The sequence below is a fragment of the Frigoribacterium sp. CFBP 13712 genome (assembly GCF_014842255.1).
GTDB lineage: Bacteria > Actinomycetota > Actinomycetes > Actinomycetales > Microbacteriaceae > Frigoribacterium.
Genome location: NZ_JACYVH010000002.1, coordinates 248,499 through 266,200 on the forward strand (window position 1 = coordinate 248,499; position 17,702 = coordinate 266,200).

At 72.1% G+C, this 17,702-nt stretch carries 20 protein-coding genes; 11 read left to right on the plus strand and 9 right to left on the minus strand.

The genetic code is table 11. The features are described 5' to 3' along the window. Positions 1-62 precede the first annotated feature (62 nt). The 3 genes from dapE to IFT51_RS04815 all read left to right on the plus strand — a co-directional run bounded on the left by dapE (position 63) and on the right by IFT51_RS04815 (position 2,648). On the plus strand, positions 63-1,136 hold the full coding sequence (gene dapE / locus IFT51_RS04805; protein ID WP_192059751.1) for a succinyl-diaminopimelate desuccinylase: 1,074 nt from the start codon (positions 63-65) through the stop codon (positions 1,134-1,136). After that, entirely contained in the window at positions 1,121-2,392 is a 1,272-nt protein-coding gene (locus IFT51_RS04810; protein ID WP_371740682.1) for a hypothetical protein, read from the plus strand. Before dapE ends, IFT51_RS04810 begins: the two co-directional genes overlap by 16 nt. 85 nt (positions 2,393-2,477) lie before the next feature. Further along, on the plus strand, positions 2,478-2,648 hold the full coding sequence (locus IFT51_RS04815; RefSeq protein WP_192059753.1) for a DUF3117 domain-containing protein: 171 nt from the start codon (positions 2,478-2,480) through the stop codon (positions 2,646-2,648). 68 nt (positions 2,649-2,716) lie between these two features. On the opposite strand, the gene IFT51_RS04820 is transcribed toward IFT51_RS04815, so the two are convergent. Further along, entirely contained in the window at positions 2,717-3,343 is a 627-nt protein-coding gene (locus IFT51_RS04820) for an O-methyltransferase (protein ID WP_192059755.1), read from the minus strand. A 63-nt stretch (positions 3,344-3,406) separates the two neighbouring features. On the opposite strand from IFT51_RS04820, the gene IFT51_RS04825 reads away from it, so the two are divergent. After that, positions 3,407-3,811 (plus strand): Sec-independent protein translocase TatB, encoded by a 405-nt coding sequence (locus IFT51_RS04825; RefSeq protein ID WP_192059757.1) that lies wholly within the window; start codon positions 3,407-3,409, stop codon positions 3,809-3,811. A gap of 23 nt (positions 3,812-3,834) precedes the next feature. Here IFT51_RS04825 and IFT51_RS04830 read toward each other — a convergent pair whose 3' ends face one another. Then, a complete protein-coding gene (locus IFT51_RS04830; protein ID WP_192059759.1) occupies positions 3,835-4,749 on the minus strand; it encodes a LysR family transcriptional regulator in 915 nt (304 codons plus the stop codon). Positions 4,750-4,985: 236 nt separating this feature from the next. Between IFT51_RS04830 and IFT51_RS15320 the strand changes: the two genes are divergently transcribed. Further along, on the plus strand, positions 4,986-5,108 hold the full coding sequence (locus tag IFT51_RS15320) for a hypothetical protein (protein WP_255354969.1): 123 nt from the start codon (positions 4,986-4,988) through the stop codon (positions 5,106-5,108). A 100-nt stretch (positions 5,109-5,208) separates the two neighbouring features. Here the strand turns inward: IFT51_RS15320 and IFT51_RS04835 are convergent, their stop codons facing one another. Genes IFT51_RS04835 through IFT51_RS04845 form a run of 3 tightly spaced genes read right to left on the minus strand, consistent with a single transcriptional unit; the run spans position 5,209 to position 8,255 of the window. After that, on the minus strand, positions 5,209-6,372 hold the full coding sequence (locus tag IFT51_RS04835; protein ID WP_192059760.1) for a P-loop NTPase: 1,164 nt from the start codon (positions 6,370-6,372) through the stop codon (positions 5,209-5,211). After that, positions 6,365-6,949 carry a DUF1003 domain-containing protein gene (locus IFT51_RS04840; protein ID WP_192059763.1) on the minus strand — a complete coding sequence of 195 codons (585 nt, stop codon included), beginning with the start codon at positions 6,947-6,949 and terminating at the stop codon, positions 6,365-6,367. Before IFT51_RS04840 ends, IFT51_RS04835 begins: the two co-directional genes overlap by 8 nt. Continuing rightward, a complete protein-coding gene (locus tag IFT51_RS04845) occupies positions 6,936-8,255 on the minus strand; it encodes a magnesium transporter MgtE N-terminal domain-containing protein (RefSeq protein WP_192059766.1) in 1,320 nt (439 codons plus the stop codon). Before IFT51_RS04845 ends, IFT51_RS04840 begins: the two co-directional genes overlap by 14 nt. 48 nt (positions 8,256-8,303) lie before the next feature. On the opposite strand from IFT51_RS04845, the gene IFT51_RS04850 reads away from it, so the two are divergent. The 4 genes from IFT51_RS04850 to IFT51_RS04865 all read left to right on the plus strand — a co-directional run bounded on the left by IFT51_RS04850 (position 8,304) and on the right by IFT51_RS04865 (position 11,182). Beyond that, on the plus strand, positions 8,304-8,801 hold the full coding sequence (locus IFT51_RS04850; protein WP_192059768.1) for a general stress protein: 498 nt from the start codon (positions 8,304-8,306) through the stop codon (positions 8,799-8,801). Then, complete coding sequence (locus tag IFT51_RS04855) at positions 8,801-9,409, plus strand: hypothetical protein (RefSeq protein WP_192059770.1); 609 nt, start codon at positions 8,801-8,803, stop codon at positions 9,407-9,409. Before IFT51_RS04850 ends, IFT51_RS04855 begins: the two co-directional genes overlap by 1 nt. A 109-nt stretch (positions 9,410-9,518) precedes the next feature. Then, positions 9,519-10,313, plus strand: coding sequence for a DUF1775 domain-containing protein (locus tag IFT51_RS04860; protein ID WP_192059772.1), 795 nt, complete (start codon positions 9,519-9,521; stop codon positions 10,311-10,313). Then, positions 10,310-11,182, plus strand: a complete 873-nt coding sequence (locus IFT51_RS04865) for a copper resistance protein CopC (RefSeq protein ID WP_192059774.1) — start codon at positions 10,310-10,312, stop codon at positions 11,180-11,182. The genes IFT51_RS04860 and IFT51_RS04865 overlap by 4 nt, the downstream gene beginning before the upstream one ends. A 148-nt stretch (positions 11,183-11,330) precedes the next feature. Here IFT51_RS04865 and IFT51_RS04870 read toward each other — a convergent pair whose 3' ends face one another. Both IFT51_RS04870 and IFT51_RS04875 read right to left on the minus strand, forming a co-directional pair. Continuing rightward, positions 11,331-12,824: an aminopeptidase P family protein gene (locus IFT51_RS04870; RefSeq protein WP_192059776.1), complete on the minus strand. Its 1,494-nt coding sequence runs from the start codon at positions 12,822-12,824 to the stop codon at positions 11,331-11,333. 53 nt (positions 12,825-12,877) lie between these two features. Then, positions 12,878-13,906 carry an endonuclease/exonuclease/phosphatase family protein gene (locus IFT51_RS04875; RefSeq protein WP_192059779.1) on the minus strand — a complete coding sequence of 343 codons (1,029 nt, stop codon included), beginning with the start codon at positions 13,904-13,906 and terminating at the stop codon, positions 12,878-12,880. Between the two features lie 40 nt (positions 13,907-13,946). Between IFT51_RS04875 and IFT51_RS04880 the strand changes: the two genes are divergently transcribed. Then, a complete protein-coding gene (locus IFT51_RS04880) occupies positions 13,947-14,801 on the plus strand; it encodes a PHP domain-containing protein (protein WP_192059781.1) in 855 nt (284 codons plus the stop codon). A gap of 315 nt (positions 14,802-15,116) precedes the next feature. Here the strand turns inward: IFT51_RS04880 and IFT51_RS04885 are convergent, their stop codons facing one another. Further along, positions 15,117-16,553 carry a DEAD/DEAH box helicase gene (locus tag IFT51_RS04885; protein WP_192059783.1) on the minus strand — a complete coding sequence of 479 codons (1,437 nt, stop codon included), beginning with the start codon at positions 16,551-16,553 and terminating at the stop codon, positions 15,117-15,119. A gap of 118 nt (positions 16,554-16,671) precedes the next feature. Here IFT51_RS04885 and IFT51_RS04890 point away from each other — a divergent pair, with 118 nt between their 5' ends. After that, positions 16,672-17,358, plus strand: a complete 687-nt coding sequence (locus IFT51_RS04890; protein WP_243214474.1) for a ferritin-like fold-containing protein — start codon at positions 16,672-16,674, stop codon at positions 17,356-17,358. Positions 17,359-17,414: 56 nt separating this feature from the next. Here the strand turns inward: IFT51_RS04890 and IFT51_RS04895 are convergent, their stop codons facing one another. After that, complete coding sequence (locus tag IFT51_RS04895) at positions 17,415-17,702, minus strand: hypothetical protein (RefSeq protein WP_192059785.1); 288 nt, start codon at positions 17,700-17,702, stop codon at positions 17,415-17,417.

Below are 17,702 nucleotides of genomic sequence, written 5' to 3' on the forward strand. Positions count from 1 at the left end.
GTGCGGTCACGGGGTGCGACGACCGCAGCAGGCGCTCCGTCGGCCCCCGTACACTCGGGGCCATGCCGAAGATCGACCTCAGCGTGTCCGCCGTCGACGTCACCCGCCAGCTCTGCGACATCGAGTCCGTCTCCGGCGACGAGGGTCGCATCGCCGACGCGATCGCCGAGACCCTGGCGGGGCACGATCATCTCGAGGTGGTGCGCGACGGCGACGCGATCGTCGCCCGCACGAGCCTGGGCCGGCCGCAGCGCGTCGTGGTGGCGGGGCACATCGACACCGTGCCCCTGAACGACAACCTGCCGACCCGCTACGAGACCGAAGACGGCGTCGAGTTCCTCTGGGGTCGCGGCACCGTCGACATGAAGGCCGGCTGCGCCGTGCACCTGCGGCTGGCCGTCGAGCTGACCGAGCCCAACGTCGACGTGACCTGGGTCTGGTACGACCACGAGGAGGTCTCCGACTCCCTCAACGGCCTGGGCCGCCTCGTCCGCACCCGCCCAGAGCTGCTCCAGGCCGACTTCGCCATCCTCGGCGAGCCCACGCGCAGCGAGATCGAGGGCGGCTGCAACGGCAACCTCCGGGCGGAGATCCGCACCACGGGTCGCCGGTCGCACAGCGCCCGCTCGTGGATCGGCGACAACGCCATCCACCGCGCCGCCCCCATCCTCGACCTGCTCGCCGCCTACGAGGCCCGCGAGGTCGAGGTCGACGGCCTCGTCTACCGCGAGGGGCTGAACGCCGTCGGCATCGCGGGCGGTGTCGCCGGCAACGTCATCCCCGACGAGTGCGTCGTCACCGTCAACTACCGCTTCGCCCCCAGCCGCTCCGGCGACGAGGCCGTCGCCCATGTGCGCGAGCTGTTCGCCGGCTTCGACGTCGTGGTCGTCGACCTCGCCGAAGGGGCTCGACCCGGGCTCGACGCCCCGTTGGCCGCGCAGTTCCTGGCCGCGGTCGGCGGTGAGGCGAAGCCGAAGTACGGCTGGACGGACGTCGCGCGCTTCTCCGCCCTCGGCGTGCCCGCCGTGAACTACGGCCCCGGCGACCCGCTCCTCGCCCACCACGACGACGAGCGGGTGCCGCTCGAGCAGATCGTCGACAACGAACGCGGACTGCGGGCGTGGCTGACGGCCTGACCGTCGGAGACGCGACCCGCGCCTCCTCGGCGGGCGAAGGAGGCGCGGGTCGTCGCCGAGCTCGTCGCGCGCTGGTCGTCCGCTACCGTCTCACCCCCTGGTGGGCGCGGGTGCTCGTCGTGTTCGTCGCCTCCCGCGTCGTCAGCACCGCTCTCCTGCTCGGCTTCGCGCGGGTGCAGGGGCCCAACGCGTGGACGCTGCCGAGCCCGGACTACGCGAGCTTCGCCACCATCTGGGACGGCCACTGGTACTACATCATCTCGGCGGTCGGCTACCCGACGACCCTGCCGATCACCTCGACCGGAAACGTCGGCGAGAGCGCGTGGGCCTTCATGCCGGTGTACCCGTTCACGGTCCGTGCCCTGACCGAGCTGACCGGGGTGCCGTTCGCACCGCTCGCCGTGTTCGTCTCGGTCCTCTGCGCCGCCGGCACGGCCCTGCTGCTGCACCGACTGATGCGGCATGTGCTGCCCGAGGGCACGGCGCTCTTCACGGTCGCGCTGTTCTGCTTCTCGCCCCTCTCGCCGCTGCTGCAGGTGGCCTACGCCGAGTCGATGTTCCTGCTGCTGCTCTCCGCCTGCCTCCTCCTGCTGGTGCGTCGTCAGTATCTGCCGATGCTGCCCCTCGTGGCCGCGCTGTCGTTCACGCGACCGGGCGCCCTCGCTCTCGCCCTCGCGATCGGACTGCACGCCGTCCACCGATGGTCCACGCGCGCCCGCGACCCGTTCCCGCGCCGCGAGATGATCGCCGTCTCGGTGTCGGCGGTGACCACCGCGGTGCTCGGCGTCGGCTGGCTGATCGTGGCGGGCGTCGTCACGGGGCGGCCGGACGCCTACACGGCCACCGAGCTGGCATGGCGGGCGCCCTACGTGGGGTACGGGCCGCTGGTGCCCTTCTCCGCCTGGTTCGAGGGGGCCGCCTTCTGGTCGCGGATGAGCGGCTGGTTCCCCGTCGGGGCGGTGTTCGTGCTCGCCGTGCTGGGTCTCGCCGTCCTCCTGCTGGGGCCTTGGGGGCGCCGGATCGGAGTCGACCTGCGCCTCTGGGGAGTCGCCTACGCGCTCTATCTGCTCGCCGTGTTCTTCCCGCAGTCGAGCACCTGGCGACTGCTGATGCCGCTCTTCCCGCTGCTGGGCATCCTCGCGGTGCCCCGTTCGCGCGTCTGGCGCGTGGGGCTGCTGCTGGTCTTCGTCGCCGGGCAGTTCGCCTGGCTGTACTACAGCTGGTGGGTCGACGGCTACGACTGGACGCCGCCGTGATCGGCCGACGACGGAAGCGCGTTTAGGTGCGGGCGTACAAATCACGGATAATAGGACGAGCATCTTTGCGAAAGGGGACTATCTGATGGCAGCCATGAAGCCGAGGACCGGCGACGGACCTATGGAAGCCGTGAAGGAGGGTCGTCTCATCATCGTGCGTGTTCCGCTCGAGGGTGGGGGACGCCTCGTGGTGTCGGTCAACGACGACGAAGCCAAAGAGCTCCACGACGCCCTCGCGAGCGTCGTCGGCGCTTAGTCGGCCACCTTCCCAGCACCATCGCGAGCAGCCCCGCCGATCACCGATCGGCGGGGCTGCTCCGTCGTTCAGAGCTTGACGAGCTGCAGGAGTCCGTCGCCGGCCGTCGACAGCGAGCTGATCACCGCAGGGGAGGTCGAGACCTCGGTCAGCAGCGTGCGGAACTGCGTCGTCGTGGCGTCCCGGCGGGCGGGGTTCGCGACCGAGCCGTGCCAGAGCGCGTGGGCGACCAGCACGAGTCCGCCCGGGCGGGCGAGGCGCAGACCGTGCTCGACGTACTCGATGACGGAGCCAGGGTCGGCGTCGACGAAGACGATGTCGTACGAGTTCTCGTTCATCCGCGGCAGCACCTCGGAGGCGCGGCCGGTGATGAGACGGAACCTGTTCACCGGCACGCCGGCGCCGAGGTACGCGTCGCGGGCGGCCTGCTGGTGGTCGACCTCGCGGTCGATCGACGTGAGGGTCGCCCGGGGTGCGCCGTGCAGCAGCCACAGACCGCTGACGCCGACGCCGGTTCCGATCTCGATGATGTTCTTCGCACCCGATGCTGCCGCGACGACCGCGAGCTGCGCGCCGACGGCGGGGGAGATCGGTTCGACCCCGACCTCGAGCGAGTGCTGACGAGCCTCTGCGAGCGGACCGCTCTCGGTGACGAGCTCTTCGGCGAATTTCCAGCTTGACTCTATTTGCGACACACCCACTCCTCGAAAGGCCAACTCTAGGGGGTGGCCCCCGGCGGCACCGGTTAGTCTGCTTGCGTGTCCCTCTCCGGTCTGACGTTCGACAAGCTGCTCATCGTGGGTGTGCTGGCCGTCTTCCTGCTCGGGCCCGATCGTCTGCCCGTCTACGCGTCGAAGCTCGCTCAGCTCGTCAAGTCGGTCAAGAACATGGCCAACGGCGCCAAAGAGCGCATGCGCAGCGAGATGGGCCCCGAATTCGACGAGGTCGAGTGGCAGAAGCTCGACCCTCGGCAGTACGACCCCCGCCGCATCATCCGCGATGCGCTCCTCGATCCGCCGAGCGGGGGCGCCACGTCCGTGACCCCCGCAGCCATGGCGACGGCCGGGGCGGTCGCTGCGGGTCTGCCCTCCCGCGGCCCGGCGCCGCGCTCCGTGCCGCTCGCCGCCGGCGAGGTCGCGCCCTACGACTCCGAGGCCACCTAGGCCGCTCGTCTCGGCGCCTGCGCTCAGACACCCCCGTGCAGGCCGGCGACCCGTGTCGCCTCGGCGCGGAGCGCGTCGACCACGCGACGGACGCTCGGCCTCTCGGCCCGGTCGCGGCGCATCAGCGCCGAGACGTAGCGGACGGCCCGGATGTTCTCGAGAGGCAGCAGGACCATGTCGTCCCGCGCCTCCTTCGCGGTGAATCGGGGCAGGACGGCGATGCCGAGACCCGCACCCACCAGCGACTCGGTGACCTTCGTGTCGCTGAAGCGCTGCGAGATGCGCACGGGGCTGCCGGTGACGCGCTCGATCTCGGTGTAGACCCACTCGAACGGGAAGCCGCTCGGCACCCCGATCCAGCTCTCGCCCTCCAGATCGGAGGGGGAGAGCGAGGCCCGGCCCGCCAGGCGGTGGTCGGCGGGGAGGGCGATGTCGAGCGGCTCGGTGAGCAGGGGGACGTTGACGAGGCCGCGCCCCCGCCAGGAGCGGCTCTCGGACGCGTGGGCGACGACGACGTCGTGGTCGCCCGCCAGGTCGGCGAACTCGCGGATGGACGGGTCGTGGTCCGTGGCCACGACGACGAGACCCGGCGTCTCGGCGACGGTCCGCAGCAGGCCGGGCAGCAGCATCTGGCCTCCCGTGGGGAAGGTCGCGAGGGTGACCTCTCCTTGGGGGGTCGCGATGAAGTCGGCCCAGACCGCCTGGGCCCGCTCGAGCGCGACGGCGACGTCGGTGGCGGTCTGGGCCAGCACGCGCCCCGAGCCGGTCAGGACGACGCCGCGCCCGATGCGCTCGGTGAGCGCCACGCCGGCCTCCTTCTCGAGGATCTTCAGCTGCTGCGACACCGCTGACGGGGTGCGGTGCGTGGCCCGCGCCACGGCGGCGATGCTGCCCCGCTCTGCCAGCTCCCGGAGCAGTTCGAGTCTCTTGACGTCCATGTAGACAATCTACGGTGTTCCGGTAGCAACGTGAGATTGTTCTACGTCTTTGCAAGGCGCAGAATAGAGGAGTCCTCGGAGCGACCCCATGCGCTCCGGCCCCTCGGTCGACCTGGTCCCGAGGCTCGGGTGTCCGTCGGATGCACGGCGGCTCCACCCATCACGCACGACGTCGAACCGCGTCGTGTCCGCACCACCAGACCGCGCGACGCATCGCGCCAAGAAAGAGAAACACCATGTTGACCGGAATCATCGTCCTCGCCATCGCCGCCGTCGTCGGCATCACCGGGTCGATCGTCTCCGTCGCTCGCGACGGCTTCCACGCGATCCCCACCAAGACCTACACCCGCTGGAGCTAGGTCCGCCGCCGTCGCCACTCGCGACGGCCACCGCCGAGGGGCGTCTCGCATCGCGAGGCGCCCCTCTCGCATGCCCGGGGTCGCCCGGGGCGAGGGCGGCTCAGCCGACGCTGAGGCCGAGCTTCCGCCCGGCGAGTCCGCGTTCGCGCACCGCGAGCCGGTCGGCGAGGGCCTCGATGGCCCGTGCCGCGGGGTCGGAGGGGGCGGCGAGCACGACGGGCGTGCCCGCGTCGCCGCCCTCGCGCAGTGCCAGACTCAGCGGCACGCTCGCGAGGACGGTCACCGGCTCGTCCTGCCCGGTCGACAGCCGGCGGGCCGTCTCGGCGCCGCCGCCCGAGCCGAACAGCTCGAGCACGGAACCATCGGCCTGGGGGAGACCGGCCATGTTCTCGACGACGCCGAGGAGGCGCTGGCCGGTCTGGCGCGCGACCACACCGCTGCGCTCGGCCACGTCGGCCGCCGCGGGCTGCGGTGTCGTCACGACGAGCACCTCGGCGTGGGGCAGCAGCTGCCCGACCGAGATGGCGACGTCGCCGGTGCCCGGAGGCAGGTCGAGCAGCAGCACGTCGAGATCGCCGAAGTAGACGTCGGTGAGGAACTGCTGGATCGTCCGGTGCAGCATGGGCCCGCGCCACGCCACGGCGGTCGACGCGTCGTCGACGAACATGCCGATCGAGATCACCTTCACCCCATGGGCGACGGGCGGCAGGATCATGTCGTCGACCTGCGTCGGCTTGACCGATGCTCCGTCGTCACCGACGAGACCCAGAAGGCCGGGGATGCTGAAGCCGTAGACGTCGGCGTCGACGATGCCGACGGCGAGCCCCCGGGCGGCCAGCGACACCGCGAGGTTCGCGGTGACCGTCGACTTGCCGACCCCGCCCTTGCCGCTGGTCACGGCGTAGACGCGGGTGAGCGTCTCGGGCCCGAACTGCATGCCCCTCGCGGCCCGGCCGGCGCGCAGCTTCTCGGTGAGGGCGCGCCGCTCGTCGCGGGTCATGACCGTCACATCGACGTCGACCGCCGTGACGCCGGCCACGGACGCGGTGGCGGCGCGCACGTCGCGTTCGATGGTGTCGGCGGCGGGGCAGCCGACGATGGTGAGCTTCACGGTCACCCTCGCCGCGCCTCCTCGGTCGACGGAGATGTCTCCGATCATGTCGAGCTCGGTGACGGGTTTGCGGATCTCGGGGTCGAGCACGCGACCCAGCGCGCGTCGGACGCCCTCGACCAGCGGACCGGACGTCGTGTCGTCGTCAGCCACGGTGCCCGTCGTGTCTCGTGTCGTGCCGCTGCTCGCGACGAGCCGGGGCCGAGGAGGCGCGGGTCGTGTCGGACTCGTCAGCGTCGCGTCGGTCGAGCTCGTCGAGCATCGAACGGAGCTCGGCGCGGATGAAGTCCTTGCTCGCCATGTCGCGCATGGCGATGCGGAGCGCGACGACCTCGCGGGCCAGGTACTCGGTGTCGGCGAGGTTGCGCTCGGCGCGCTGACGGTCCTGTTCGAACTGCACCCGGTCGCGGTCGTCCTGACGGTTCTGTGCCAGCAGGATGAGCGGCGCCGCGTACGAGGCCTGCAGCGAGAGGATGAGCGTCAGGGCCGTGAAGCCGATGGCGGCGCTGTCGAAGCGCCAGGCCTCGGGGGCGATGGTGTTGAAGATCATCCACGCGACGCAGAACAGCGTCAGCGCGATCAGGAAGTACGGCGTGCCCATCCCGCGCGCGACGGACTCGGTCGCGCGACCGAACCGGTCGCGACCCGGACCGCGCCGACCCGGGAGCACCCGGGTGCGGAGCCCCTTCGGCGCATCGAGCCGGACCGTGCTGCGGTTATCGCGTGCCACCGGGGGTCCTCCTCGCGGGCGTGTTGACGGGTGCGCGCCGCGGGCGCGGCCGGTTGCGGTTCAGGGGCTGACCCGGATCCTGGCTGCGCCAGTCGTCGGGGAGCACATGGTCGAGGACGTCGTCGATGGTCACCACCCCGACCAGGCGGTGGGCGGCGTCGACGACCGGCACCGAGACGAGGTTGTAGGTCGCCATGACCCGCGTGACCTCGAGGGCCGTGGCATCGACGCGCACGGGTTCGAGCTGCTGGTCGAGCAGCGTGCCGAGCCGTTCGTTCGGCGGGTAGCGCAGCATCCGCTGGAAGTGCACCATGCCGAGGAACCTGCCGGTGGGCGGCTCGTAGGGCGGCAGCGTGACGCACACCGCGGCGCCGAGGGCCGGCGCGAGCTCGTGCCGACGGATCAGGGCGAGCCCCTCGGCGACGGTGGCGTCGGCGGAGACGATGACCGGCTCGGTGGTCATCAGACCGCCCGCCGTGTCGGCGTCGTAGCTCAGCAGCATCCGCACGTCGTCGGCCTCGTCGGGCTCCATCAGGCCCAGCAGCTGCTCTTTGCGCTCTTCGCTGAGCTGCGCGATGAGGTCGGCCGCGTCGTCGGGCTGCATCTGGTCGAGCACGCCCGCCGCGCGGTGGTCGTCGAGCTGACCGAAGATGTCGATCTGCTCGGTCTCGGGCAGCTCTTCGAGCACGTCGGCGAGGCGGTCGTCGGAGAGCTCGGCCGCGACCTCGTGCCGGCGCTCGGGGGTGAGCTCGAGCAGGGTGTTCGCGAGGTCGGCGGGCACCAGGTCGGAGTACGCGGCGATCAGGTGCTCGGCGCTCTGCGCCTCGCCGTCGGCGTTCTCCTCTCGGACGTCCTGCCAGGAGGCGAAGGTCGTGGGCCCCTTGCCGAACGGCGACGGCGTCGACTTCGGCTTGCGGAGGAACAGCTGGCCGATCTCCCAGTCGCCCTCGGATACCTCGTCCATCGCGACGTCCTCGATGGTGGCCCGGCCGCCGTCGCGACGCAGGGTCACCTTGCGACCGAGCATCTCGGCGATGACCCGGGTCTCGCCGCCGCGCTGCTCGAAGCGGCGCAGGGTGATGAGTCCGTTCGTGATGATCTGACCCGAGCCGATGCTCGTGACCCGGCCGATGCCGACGAAGACGCGGCGTTTGCCGGGCACCTCGACGATCAGTCCGACCACCCGAGGGGGCTCGTCGCGACGGTAGACGACCAGGACGTCGCGGACCTTGCCGACCTTGTCGCCGGCGGGGTCGAAGACGGAGCACCCGGCGAGACGGGCGATGAAGACTCTGTTGGCGCTCACACGACCAATTTAGTCCGTCGAGACAGGCGCCCCGTGTTTAATGGGGCCATGACGAATCAGAGCCCCCTGGGCCGACGCACCCGTCCGGTGCCCACGGTCCCGCGGGGCGACGTCCTAGGCACGTACGCCAGCTACCCCGAGGCGCAGGCCGTCGTCGAGCGCCTGTCGCACGCCGACTTCCCGATCAAGCAGCTCGCCATCATCGGCAACGACCTCACCACGGTCGAGCGGGTCACCGGCCGGCTGACCTACGGCCGGGCGGCCCTGGCCGGCGCGGTGACCGGTCTGTGGCTGGGGGTCTTCTTCGGTCTCGTGATGCTCGTCTTCTCGCCGACGACCGTGACGATCACCACCGTCGTCGCCGCCGCCCTGATCGGCGCAGGCTTCGGCATGCTCTACGGCATCGCGAGCTTCGCCATCAGCCGTCGTCGTCGCGACTTCACCTCGACCCACCAGGTGCTCGCCACGAGCTACCAGATCGTCGTCGACCCCGAGGTGTCGTCGCGCGCCCACGAGGTCCTCGCACGCCCCGACCAGAAGCGCTGATGGACGCACGACGGATGCGGTTCCACCGCGGCTGGCTGACCGCCGGTCTCTCCGTCGTCGTCGCCGCCTTCTCGCACGTGGCCGGCGGCGGTGCCGAGCCGGGCCTCCTCGGGGTCGGCCTCGCTCTCGCCTTCGCGCTGCCGGTCTGCGTGGCGCTCGCCGGTCGGCGCGTCTCCACGCCCCGCCTCGCCGCATCCGTGGTGCTCAGCCAGTTCGCGTTCCACATCCTCTTCTCCCTCGGCTCGACCGCGACCACGGGGCTCGGCGCGTCGGGCGGGCACCACTCGCCCCTGATCCTGACCGTCCGCGCGGCAGCGGGTGCGACGGCGGCGCCCGAGGCCGCGATGAGCACGTCGGCGATGTGGCTCGCGCATGCGCTGGCCGCCGTCGTCACGGTGGCGGCCATGGTCCGCGGTCACCGGGCGATGCGGACGGCGCTGCGGGCGGCCTCGCGTCGGGCCGTCGCCGCCGGGCGGGTCCTCGGAGACGGGGTCGTCCCCGTTCCGGAGGCGCGCCTCCTGAACGCCGTCGTCCCGCCTCTCCGACGGGGCCGGCCCCCGCGCTTCCTCACCGCGAGTCCGCACCGGGGTCCGCCTCGTCCCGTCTGACTCCGACCGTCGCCGAACCCGGCGACGGGACGGCGCCGTGCCCTCGGCCGACGCCGATCATCAGACACCGGCCGTGCTCCGCGCAGCCGAGAACAAGGGACCACCACTCGTGAAGAAGACCACTCTCGCCCTCCGGGCCGGCGGCGTGCTGGGCGCCGCCGCGCTCCTCTCCCTCGCGGCGCCGCTCGCCGCCTCCGCCCACGTCCACGTCGAGCCCGGACAGGCCGAAGCCGGTTCGTACTCGACGCTCACCTTCAAGGTGCCGAACGAGTCCGCCGACGCGGGCACCGTCCGGTTCGTCGTCGACCTGCCCACCGACACCCCCTTCACCTCCGTCTCGTACGAGCCCGTCCCCGGGTGGTCGACCGAGGTCGCCACGGGTGCTCTGCCCGAGCCGGTCGACATCGACGGGGCGACCGTCACGACGGCTCCGGTGACGGTGACGTGGACGGCCGACGAGGGTGCTCAGATCGCCCCCGGGCAGTTCCAGCAGTTCGTGATCTCCGCCGGGGCCGTGCCCGACACCGGCTCGATCCTGCTCCCGTCGCACCAGGAGTACAGCGACGGCAGCGTCGTCGACTGGGACGAGCCCGCGCCCGCCTCCGGTGAGGAGCCCGAGCACCCGGCACCGACCCTGTATGTGAACGACACGCCGCCCGACGAGGGGCACTCCGACAGCCACGCGGTCGGCGAGGGGGCCGACGCCTCGTCCGACGCCTCGTCCGACGACGCGGCCGTCAGCGCGTCCGGCGACTCCGACGCGTCGTCGACCGCGGGCGTCGCCTTCGGCATCGGCGGGCTCGCGTTCGGGGCCGTCGCCCTCGTCGTCAGCGTCGTCGCGCTGACGCGTCGCCCCGCAGCGGGCGGCCGGGGCGGGCGCAGCTCGGGCGGGTCGACCTCGTGACGGGCCGCTCGCGCAGCGTCCTCGCCACAGGGCGCTCCCGTCTCGCCGGCGGTGCCGGCGCATTCGGCGGCGTCGGCGGCCTCGCCGGCCTCGTCGGTCTCGTCGGTCTCGCCGGACTGGCCGTGCTCGTGCCGGCGACGGGGGCCTCGGCGCACGACTACGTGCTCTCGAGCAGCCCGGAGCAGGGGGCCGTGGTCACCACGGAGCTCGGGGAGGCGTCGGTCACCTTCAGCGACGTCGTGCTCGATCTCTCGGGGACGGGCTCCTCCAACGTGCTCGAGGTGACCGACGCCTCCGGACGGCACTTCGAGGACGGCTGCTCGACGACCGCCGGGCCCGTCCTCAGCACCGGCGTCGCACTCGGCGCCGCAGGCGAGTACACGATGACCTACCAGGCGGTCTCGGCCGACGGGCACACGGTGTCGGACTCGCGGTCGTTCAGCTACCAGCCGCCGGCGGGGGTCGAAGCCTCCGCGGGCGCCGCCGAGCGGCCCGTCTGCGACCCGTCGACGAGCGACCCGACCGACGACCCGGCCGTCAGCGGGCCCGACGGCGACGAACCGGATGCGGCGGCCACGACCGACCCGGCGGCGAGTGCCGACGCGACCGTCGTTCCTGAGACGGGTTCCGCCGCCGAGGCGACGGACCAGTCGCCCGATGCGGCCGACGACGGCGACGGGCTCGGCCTGGCGATCGGACTCGGCGTCGGGATCGTCGTCCTCGCCCTGGTCGCGGTCGTCGTCGTCATCGCGACGAGTCGACGTCGATCCGGTTCGGACGAGGGAGGCGACGAGGGCCCCGACGGCGGCGGCGAGACCGGCGGCCCGGCGGACGGCCCGGCGGACGGGCGCTCGACGCCGCGGTCGTAGTCCCGGTCGGACGACCGGCCGGCCGTACGACGAGCCGCTCACGCGACGAGCCGCTCACGCGACGAGCCGCTCACGCGACGAGCCGCTCACACGACGAAGGGCCCGGGCGACCGCTGATGCGGATCGCGCGGGCCCCTCGTCGGACGGGTCAGCCTCGGGCGACCCAGGCCTCGACCTCGGCGACGGTGCGGGGGATGCCCACCGAGAGGTTCTCGGCGCCGTCGGCCGTGACGACGATGTCGTCCTCGATGCGGACTCCGATGCCGCGGAACTCCTCGGGCACGCTCAGGTCGTCGGGCTGGAAGTAGAGCCCGGGTTCGATGGTGAACACCATGCCCGGCTCGAGCACCCCCTCGAGGTACAGGTCGCGGCGCGCGGCCGCGCAGTCGTGCACGTCGATGCCCAGGTGGTGGCTGGTGCCGTGCACCATGTACCGGCGGTGGTACTGGTGGTCGGGCTCGAGCGACTCGGCCGCGCTGACGGGCAGGAACCCCCACTCGGCGGTGCGCTCGGCGATGACCCGCATGGCCTCGGCGTGGATCTCACGGAACCGGATGCCGGGGCGAACGATCGCGAAGGCCGCGTCGGCCGCCTCGAGCACGGCCTCGTAGACCAGGCGCTGCACGTCGGTGAAGCGACCCGACACCGGCAGGGTGCGTGTGATGTCGGCCGTGTAGAGGCTGTCGAGCTCGATGCCGGCGTCGATGAGGATGAGGTCGCCGTCACGGACGGCCCCGTCGTTGCGGGTCCAGTGCAGGACGCAGGCGTGATCGCCCGATGCCGCGATGGTGTCGTAGCCGACCGTGTTGCCGTCAGCGCGTGCCCTTCGGTTGAAGGTGCCCTCGACCAGACGCTCGCCCCGAGGATGCGCGAGGATCTCGTCGAAGTCGCTCACGACGTCCGTGAACCCGCGACCCGTGACCTCGACGGCTTCGCGCATCTGGGCGATCTCGTAGGCGTCCTTGACCAGTCGCAGCTCGCTGAGGTCGCGTGCGAGGTCGCGGATGTCGTCGGCTGCCGAGGGTTCGGCCTCGGCGGCGGCGGGGGAGTCGGAGCGCCGGGCGGCGTCGATCTCGTCGACACGGCCCGTCAGCTCGGGGTCGGCCTCGCGCAGCAGCAGCGTGTCGCCGTCGACGACGCTGAGCACGGCGTCGAACTCGGCCAGGTCGCGGGTCGCGAGTCCGAGGTCGGCACCGACCTGCGAGAGCGACGGGCGAGGCCCGATCCAGAACTCGCCGATCTCGGGGTTCGCGTAGAACTCGTCGGAGTCGCGACCCGCGCTGGCCCGGAAGTACAGCGTCGCGTCGTGACCACCGTCGACGGGTTCGAGCACGAGCACCGACCCGGGCACGGTGTCGGAACCCCACCCGGTCAGGTGCGAGAAGCCGGAGTGCGCGCGGAACGGGTAGTCGCAGTCGTTGGAGCGGACCTTGGCGCGCCCGGCGGGCACGACGAGACGCTTGCCGGGGTGCTTCGCCGACAGGGCCTCGCGGCGAGCGGCCGCGAACGGCGCCTGCTCACGCGGCTCGGGGAGATCGCTCGGCCTCTCGGCCCAGTTCGACGAGATGTAGTCCTTGAAGGTGTCGGAGCCGGGGGTCGTAGAGCGGTTCGTGGTCGCGCGGGGTGCCTTCTGTTCAGCCATGGCACCCATTCTCTCGCGATCCGGATCGGCCTGCGCGACGTCCCGCCGGGTGCTCAGGCCCCGGTGCGGCTGAGCTGCGCGACGACCGGGCGGTGGTCGCTGCCGGCCTCATCGAGGTCGGTCACCACCCGGAACCCGGTGGCGAGCCAGTGTCGGGTGGCCATCACGTGGTCGATCGGGGTGCCGAGCAGCGGGCTGAGATCGGTCGGCCAGGTGCCGACGCCACCGTTCGCCGTGCCCACCGCAGCGTCGCGGCACGTGCCGAGCGCGCCTCCTTCACGGCCCAGCCCGCTCATGTGGTCGACGGTCGCGTTGAAGTCGCCGGCCATGATCACGTTGCCCGAGGCGCACGCGTCGGCGAGCACGTCGAGCCCGTCGCGCCACGTGTCCATCGTGTCGCGGAGCGGGGCGACGGGGTGGGCCGCGACGATGACGGGCGAGGCCTCGTCGACCGGGGTCGCGACGATGCTGGGCATGCCGGGCGTCGTGGTGATCGACGTGCCGTCGTCGGCCGTGGCGACGGTGTACTCGCCCAGGGCGGTCGACACGAGCAGAGACGTCGGCTTCGCGGTCGCCACGTCGTCGTAGCTGGAGGTGAAGCCGGCCATCGGGAGACCCGCCGCGTTCATGGCGTCGGCGACGGCCTTCGCGGTCTCGGCGTCGGTCTCGGGCAGGGCGACCACGTCGGCGCCGACCTCGACGGCCAGAGCGGCGATCGCGTCGGCGCCGGGCGCACCGCCGAGGGTGTTCCACGACAGGACGGTCACGTCGGATTCGAGCGCGTCGGTGAAGTCGTCGCGACCGATGCCGCGCGAGGCGAGCACACCGGTCGAGACGGCGCCGGCGACGAGCGCGAGCACGGCGATGGAGGCGGTCACCGAGCGGATGCGACGGGCGAAGAGCCCGACCACGAGCAGGACGACGGCCGCGACGAGGGCGACGCCCGCCGCCACGATGCGGAACGACACGACCTGCGTCGCCGGCCAGCTCCTCTGCAGGTCGAGGGCCTGAGGCCAGATGGCGAGCAGCAGCGCTGCAGCGGCGGCGAGCACGAGGACGAGGGCGACGAGACGACGGATCATGGCCCGACCGAGCATAGGCGACGACGCCTACGATGAGGGGATGCCGTCACGACCGATCGACCTGCACACCCACAGCAGCGTCTCCGACGGGACGGAGACCCCCGCAGAGCTCGTGCGGGCTGCATCGGCGGCGGGGCTCGGCACCATCGCCCTCACCGACCACGACTCGACGGCCGGCTGGGCCGAGGCGACGCGGGCGGTCGCCGGCACGGGCGTCACGCTCGTCCCCGGCATGGAACTGAGCACGCGGTTCGGGCTGAACAGCGTGCACATGCTGGGCTACCTCTTCGACCCGACCGACCCGGCCCTCGTCGCCGAGACCGCTCGACTCCGCGACAGCCGCCTGCACCGGGCCGAGCGGATCGTCGAGAGGATCTCGGCCGACTACGACATCAGCTGGCAGGACGTCCTCGACCAGTCGACGAACGGTGCCACGCTCGGCCGTCCGCACATCGCCGACGCCCTCGTCGCCCGGGGCTTCGCCCCCGATCGCAGCGCTGCGTTCGCCGGCATCCTGCACTGGCGCTCCGGCTACTACGAGCCGCACGAGGCCCCCAGCCCGCTCGTCGGGGTGCGGTTGATCCGCGATGCGGGCGGCGTCCCCGTGATCGCGCACCCGGCGACGCACGGTCGCGAGCCCAACGTCTCGGAGAAGGGCTTCGCGGCGCTCGTCGACGCGGGCCTGATGGGCGTCGAGATCGACCATCGCGAGAACACCCCCGCCGGCGCCGCTCGTCTCCGCGAGCTGGCCGCGCAGCACGACCTGATCGTCACCGGCTCGAGCGACTACCACGGTGAGGGCAAGCCGAACCGGCTGGGCGAGAACAGCACCGACCCCCGGCAGTTCGAACGGATCGTCGCGGCGGCCACGGGCTGGACGCCGATCGTCGGCTGAGGAGGCGCGGGTCGGGTCTGGTCTGGTGACGTGCCGAACCCGACCGGGCTGCGGGAGTCCGGTGTGCCGGACCCGAGCGGGCTGCGGGAGCTGGGCGTGCCGGACCCGACCGGGCTGCGGGAGCTGGGCGTGCCGAACCCGACCGATCGGCCGCGACACGCCGTTCGCCGGGTCGCTGAAAGGGCCCGCGGCCTTCTGGTCGCGATTTGCACAGCGGTGGGGCTGGTGGGTGGGGGTCGAGGGGCGTCACGTGAGACGACCCCCTGGCCCGGGTGGGCGAGGGGGTCGTGTCGGGTGCGGCGTCGGCCGTGGGGCTCAGCCCTGGGCGGGTGCGTCGCCGCTGGGACGACGGCGGCGACTGCGACGGCGGGGCTCGCCGCCCTCGCCGGAGTTCTCGGACGAGGCGGATCCGACCGACGCGCTCGTGGGCGGAGTTGAGGCCCCGCGACCCGAGCCCTGACGCCCCGACGAGCGACCGGCATCGTCGTCACGACCACGCGAACGGCCTCGCGACCCGGGGTTGCGTTCGCGGGGGGCGGAGGCCCCGCCCTCGACGGCGGCCTTGGGTGCGCTGCGCAGGCGGCCCTTGGTGCCGGCGGGGATGTCGAGGTCGGTGAACAGGTGGGGGCTCGACGAGTAGGTCTCGACGGGCTCGGGCTGCCCCATGTCGAGTGCGCGGTTGATGAGCGCCCACTTGTGCAGGTCGTCCCAGTCGACGAACGTGACGGCGATGCCCGTCTTGCCGGCGCGGCCGGTGCGACCGGCGCGGTGCAGGTAGGTGTCGTGGTCGTCGGGCACGGTGTGGTTGATCACATGCGTGACGTCGTTGACGTCGATGCCGCGGGCCGCGACGTCGGTCGCGATGAGGATGTCCTTCTTGCCCGCCTTGAAGGCGGCCATGGCCCGCTCGCGCTGCTCCTGGTTCAGGTCGCCGTGCACGGCGGCGGCGTTGAAGCCGCGGTCGTTGAGCTCTTCGACGAGCTTGGCGGCCGCACGCTTGGTGCGGGTGAAGACGACGGTCTTGCCGCGGCCCTCGGACTGCAGGATGCGCGCGATGACCTCGTCCTTGTCGAGCGAGTGCGCGCGGTAGACGACGTGCTTGATGTTCGCCTGCGTCAGGCCCTCGTCGGGGTCCGTCGCGCGGATGTGGATCGGGCGGTTCATGAACCGGCGGGCCAGCGCCACGATCGGGCCGGGCATGGTGGCCGAGAACAGCATCGTGTGCCGCGTCTCGGGGACCTGCTGGAAGATCTTCTCGATGTCGCTCAGGAACCCGAGGTCGAGCATCTTGTCGGCCTCGTCGAGGACGACCTCCTGGACGCCCTTGAGATCGAGGAGGCGCTGGCCGGCCAGGTCGAGGAGGCGCCCGGGGGTGCCGACCACGATCTGCGCCCCGGCCTTCAGCTGCTCGACCTGGCCCTCGTAGGCCTTGCCGCCGTAGATGCTGACGACCTTCGTCGAGCGGTTCGAGGTGGCGACCTCGAGGTCTTCGGCGACCTGGACGCACAGCTCGCGGGTGGGGACGACGACGAGCACCTTGACGCCGGGGGTGGGGTCGAGTCCGATGCGCTGGGCGATCGGGAGGCCGAAGCCGAGGGTCTTGCCGGTGCCGGTCTTGGCCTGGCCGATGATGTCCTGGCCGGCGAGTGCGAGCGGGATCGTCTGGGTCTGGATGGGGAACGGTTCGACGATCCCCTTCGCGGCCAGTGCGTCGACCATGTCCTGGTCGATCGAGAGGTCTGTGAAAGTCACTGTTGTTGCCCTGTCTCATATAGGCGGATGCAGCGAGTTTAGCCCGTCGCTCCGAGCGGGCCTCCGGACCCCGTAAGCTGTCGGCGTGGTGTCATGGATGGGCCGAGGGTCGAAGCGCGTGGTTCCCACGCTGCAGTGGCCCCGACCCTCTGCGAAGCAGCTCCCCGTCAACCGGGTCGAGCTCGGCGCATTCACCCCCGATCTCGAGGTCTACCTCGGGCAGGCCGCCTACCTGCAGCTCGCGCTCTCCGAGGCCCTCGGCCGTGCCGCCGGCTCGGCACCGTCGGTCGGCGCTCAGGCCGTCACCGCCCGCGTCGCCGGGGCGACGCTCGACCGACACCGCGGTCTCGTCGCCGAGATCGAGCGCATCGGCAGCGACCCCGCCGGCTCGATGGAGCCCCACGTCGCGGCCATCGACGAGTTCCGCCGTCGCACGACGGGGTCGACGTGGTTCGAGACCATGCTGGCGCACTACGTCTGCGCCGGTCTGCTCGACGACGTGTTCGTCCGTCTCGCAGCGGGTCTCTCGAACGATCAGCGGGATCGCATCGTCGCCGTGCTCGAGGCCGGCGACGACGCGGAGACCGTGGCGGATGTCCTGTCGGCGTCGATCGAGACCGACCCGCGACTGGCATCCCGTCTGGCGCTCTGGGGTCGTCGTCTGGTCGGCGACACCCTGCTCGTGGCTCGGGCCGCGATCTCGGCGTCGCACGAATCAGCGGACGACGAGCGTCTCGAACCCGTCTTCACGGAGCTCATCGCAGCTCACACGCGCCGGATGGACGCCCTGGGCCTGACGGCCTGACGGCCTGTTCGGCTGACGGCCCGCTGACAGCCTCGGGCCGCCGTGCGTCGGCGGGGTCAGCCGACGAGGCGCGCCACGAGAGCGTCGTCGTGCGCCCGCCGCGAGCGGGTGGTCACCCGGCAGACGACCGCCGAGACCACGGCGGGGGCCACGAGCGACACGACCCAGATCCATCCGCCGTCGGCGGACCAGCCGAGCCAGGTCAGGCCCTCCCAGACGACGGCCGCGACGGCGGCGCCCACGGCCGGAGCCAGTGCGACGCCGCGCGTGTCGCGCCCGGGGAGGACGAAGTGCGCGAGGAGGCCGACGATGACCCCGCCGAGCACGACGAAGAGGAGCTCCAT